We start from the raw sequence: 2,988 nt of genomic DNA, 5'->3' as shown, positions 1-2,988 counted from the left end.
GCGCCTGGCTGCTGCGGCGCGGCCGCGCCCGGCTGTCGCAGGCGCCGCCGCAGGGGCTGTCGGGCCACGCGATCCTGGTCGGGCATGGGCGCGTGGGGCGCGTGGTGGCGGCCGCGCTGCGCCGCCACGCCCAGCCCTATGTGGTGATCGAGGCCGACCACCAGGTGGCCGAGACGCTCCGCGCGGAAGGCGTGCCCGTGGTCTGGGGCGACGCGACGCGCTCGGAGGTGCTGAAGGCCGCGCGGCCGGAGGCGGCGCGGCTGATCGTGCTTGGCCTGCCCGATGCCGCCGGCTGCCGGCGCGTGCTCGAACTGGCGCGCGCGTCGAATGCCGCCATCATCGCCGCCGCGCGCGCCCATGACGAGGAAGAGGCCGCCTTCCTCGAACGCGAGCGCGGCGTCGGCCTGGTGGTGATGGGCGAACGCGAGATCGCCCTCGGCATGGCCGATTACGCGATGACGCGCCTGGGCGTCGATCCTGCCGAAGCGCTGCAGACTGTGGAGGCGCTGCGCGCCGGGCGCTGAAGCGCGACGCGCAAGAAGGCAAGCGGATCGCGGCCCCGCCGCGATCCGGGAGCGCAAGGCGCGACCGCGCCCAGACCATCCGCTGCCGCCAGCGCACCAGTGCGGGGCGCGCAGCCAAGCCCGCGGAGCGGGCGCCCGGCGCCTGAGGGCGAAATCAGTCGTGCCGCAGCGCCGCGATAGGGTCGAGCCGCGCGGCGCTCCGCGCCGGCCAGAAGCCGAAGAACAGGCCGGTCAGCGCCGAAACGCCCACCGCCAGCAGCACTGACTCCATCGTCACCAGCACCGGCCATCCCGCCAGGTCCGCCACCAGGTGCGACAGCGTCACACCCGCCGCCACGCCGACCGCACCGCCCAGCAGCGCCAGCACCAGCGCCTCGAGCAGGAACTGCGCCAGCACGTCGCGCCGCCGCGCGCCCACGGCTAGGCGCAGGCCGATCTCGCGCGTGCGCTCGGTCACGCTCACCAGCATGATGTTCATCACGCCGATGCCGCCCACCAGCAGCGACACCGCGGCCACCGAGGCAAGCAGCAGCGACAGCGTGCGCGCCGCGGCATCACGCGTCGCCTGGATGTCGGACAGGTTGCGCACCGAGACGCTGTCGGGCTCGTTGGCCGCGACGCGGTGGCGCTGGCGCATCAGGGCGCGGATGTTCTCCTCCGCCTCGCGCATGTCCTCGCCCTCGTGCACCTTCACCGAGATGGTGCCGACCTGGCGGGCATTGGCGCGCGACGCGCCCATCACCGACCGCCGCGCCGTCCAATAGGGAATGAAGACCGCGTCGTCCTGGTCCTGGCCCATCGGGTTCTGGCCCTTGCGGGCCATGACGCCGATCACCTCGAAGGGGGTTGAGCGGATGCGGATCTCGCGCCCCACCGGGTCTTCCTCGCCGAACAGGTTCTCGGCCACCGTGGCGCCCAGGATCACGACCTTGCGCGCCTGGCTCGCCTCCTCGGCGCCGAACAGCCGGCCGCTCTCCGGCACCCATTCATGCGCGTCGAAGAAATCCGGATCGGCGGCGATCACCACCGCGGACCAGTTCTGGTTGCCCGCCACCATCTGGAAGGTCTGGCGGATCGAGCCGACCGCGACCTCGACCTCGGGCACCTCACGGGCGATCGCGACCGCATCGTCGTAGGATAGGTTCGACCGCCCGCCCGCACCCAGCCGCACGCCGCCCATGGTGGCGGATCCGCCCCAGATGATCAGCAGGTTGGCGCCGAGAGACTGGATCTGCGCCGTCACCTGCCGCCGCGCGCCCTCGCCCACCGCCACCGTCGCGATGACCGCGGCGACGCCGATGAAGATGCCGAGCGCGGTCAGGATGGACCGCAAGGTGTTCGCCGCCAGCGCCGAGAGCGCACCGCGGAAGGCTTCCGCCAGGTCCATGCCGCCGCGCCCGGGCGGCAGCGGCGGCAGCACCGGCGATGGCGTGCTCGCCGCCGGCTCGGCCCGCGCGATGCTCCCCGGTGCGTTCATGCCGCCTGCTCCATCGGCGGCAGCGCCGCCAGCATCGCCGCCGCATCGGCGGGGTCCTGCCGCGCATCGCCCACCAGCCGGCCGTCGCGGAAGCGCAGCACGCGGGAGGCGAAGCGCGCCACCTCGGCATCATGGGTCACCATCAGCACGCCGACGCCGCCGCGGTTCAGGGCCTGGAACAGCGCCACCACCGACAGGCCGGTGCGCGTGTCGAGCGCGCCGGTGGGTTCGTCCGCCAGCAGCAGGTCGGGGCTGCCCACGATGGCGCGCGCAATCGCGACCCGCTGCTGCTGCCCGCCCGAGAGCTGCGACGGGCGATGTCGCATGCGGTCGCCGAGGCCTACCGCGGCCAGCGCCATCGCCGCGCGTTCGCGCCGCGCGCGGCGGCGCAGGCCGCGATAGACCAGCGGCAGTTCCACATTCGCGAGCGCATCGGCGCGCTGTAGCAGGTTGAAGGACTGGAAGACGAAGCCGATACGCCGGCTGCGCAACTCGGCAAGGCGGTCCTGGGAGAGCGTCTCGACCTCCTCGCCCATCAGCCGGTAGCGGCCGGCGGTCGGGCGGTCGAGGCAGCCGATCAGGTTCAGGAAGGTGGACTTGCCCGACCCTGAAGGCCCCATCGCCGCGACGAACTCGCCCGGCTGGATGCTGACCGTCACATCGGCCAGCGCGCGTACCACGCCCTCCCCCGCCGGGAAGGTGCGGGTCAGCCCTTCGGTCTCGATCAGCGCGGCCATGGGTCAGAACAGCCGTCGGCCGGTCGCCGCCGCCGCGGCGCCGGCGCGGTCCTGGCCGATCACCACGGCGGCGCCTGGCTCGAGCGTGCCGGAGAGGATCTCGGTGACCGTGCCGTCGGTGATGCCGGTGCGCACCGCGACGCTGCGCGGCGCCCCGTCGCCATCGAGCACCCAGACCGTGCCCGGCGTGCCGGTGCGCGGCGCGCCGCCGCCGCGCAGTGCCGCGAGCCGTGCGCGCTGGTCGGGCGTC

General features: G+C 74.0%; 4 protein-coding genes. 1 reads left to right on the top strand and 3 read right to left on the bottom strand.

Annotated features, from left to right (window positions below):
• Window positions 1-524: NAD-binding protein (locus HW578_RS24855; RefSeq protein WP_198373381.1), on the top strand; the 524-nt coding region annotated here is incomplete at its 5' end.
• 154 nt (window positions 525-678) lie between these two features.
• Here HW578_RS24855 and HW578_RS24850 read toward each other — a convergent pair.
• From HW578_RS24850 to HW578_RS24840, 3 genes are all read right to left on the bottom strand, one after another.
• On the bottom strand, window positions 679-2,001 hold the full coding sequence (locus HW578_RS24850) for an ABC transporter permease (RefSeq protein ID WP_232479260.1): 1,323 nt from the start codon (window positions 1,999-2,001) through the stop codon (window positions 679-681).
• Window positions 1,998-2,738 carry an ABC transporter ATP-binding protein gene (locus HW578_RS24845; RefSeq protein WP_198373380.1) on the bottom strand — a complete coding sequence of 247 codons (741 nt, stop codon included), beginning with the start codon at window positions 2,736-2,738 and terminating at the stop codon, window positions 1,998-2,000. The genes HW578_RS24850 and HW578_RS24845 overlap by 4 nt, the downstream gene beginning before the upstream one ends.
• A 3-nt stretch (window positions 2,739-2,741) precedes the next feature.
• Window positions 2,742-2,988: hypothetical protein (locus HW578_RS24840; RefSeq protein ID WP_456308298.1), on the bottom strand; the 247-nt coding region annotated here is incomplete at its 5' end.

The sequence above is a fragment of the Roseomonas rosulenta genome (genome assembly GCF_016106005.1).
Taxonomy (GTDB): domain Bacteria; phylum Pseudomonadota; class Alphaproteobacteria; order Acetobacterales; family Acetobacteraceae; genus Neoroseomonas; species Neoroseomonas rosulenta.
This window is presented reverse-complemented; position numbering and strand designations above follow the sequence as displayed.